1 protein-coding gene is annotated in these 499 nt (G+C 54.9%); it reads right to left on the bottom strand.

Going from position 1 to position 499, the window contains the following annotated elements:
• The coding region (locus ABD76_RS10150) for a transposase (RefSeq protein ID WP_197256563.1) at positions 1-456 on the bottom strand (456 nt) is incomplete at its 3' end.
• Positions 457-499: the final 43 nt, after the last annotated feature.

The following is a 499-nucleotide window of genomic DNA, read 5'->3' as shown; positions in this document are numbered from 1 at the left end:
CAGATTTTCGATGACCGTTTTGACCCGCCTGCGGCTGACTTTGTTTCGAAGTGGGGCGTCCGGTTCTTGAATGGAAATTTGCCCAATGGCCCGCAGCAGATTATAAGCAACCAGGCCCGCACACAGCACCAGATCGTTCGTGGCAAACTTGCCGGAAGGCAATCGCTCCAAATTTAGATCCGTCTTGAGTTCGCTGTGAAACTGCTCGCTGGTAGCGTGGTCACGGTACAGCTTTATCACTTGCCAAGGCGAACACCGCAGCGTGGTGAAAAACACCTGCACCTCAATCCGGGGCACCAGCAGGATTTGTCCATCGGCTTCCACGGTTCGTTCAATCACCTGATAGACCACGCGAATGGGGCGTTCCAGCTTCTTGTCGGTCCATTCCATGGAGCCCAGATAAACACGCTTACCCTCCCGTTCTTCACAGCACATCCCGTCTTGCCTGGCGATCATCAGCCACTCTTCCGGGGACTCCCGGCGTAGATTACGTTTGACG

This window comes from Paenibacillus dendritiformis, from assembly GCF_015845845.1.
GTDB classification, from domain to species: Bacteria; Bacillota; Bacilli; order Paenibacillales; family Paenibacillaceae; genus Paenibacillus_B; species Paenibacillus_B dendritiformis_C.
The sequence above is the reverse complement of the archived record's forward strand: the minus strand, read 5'-3'. Positions and strand labels throughout refer to the sequence as shown.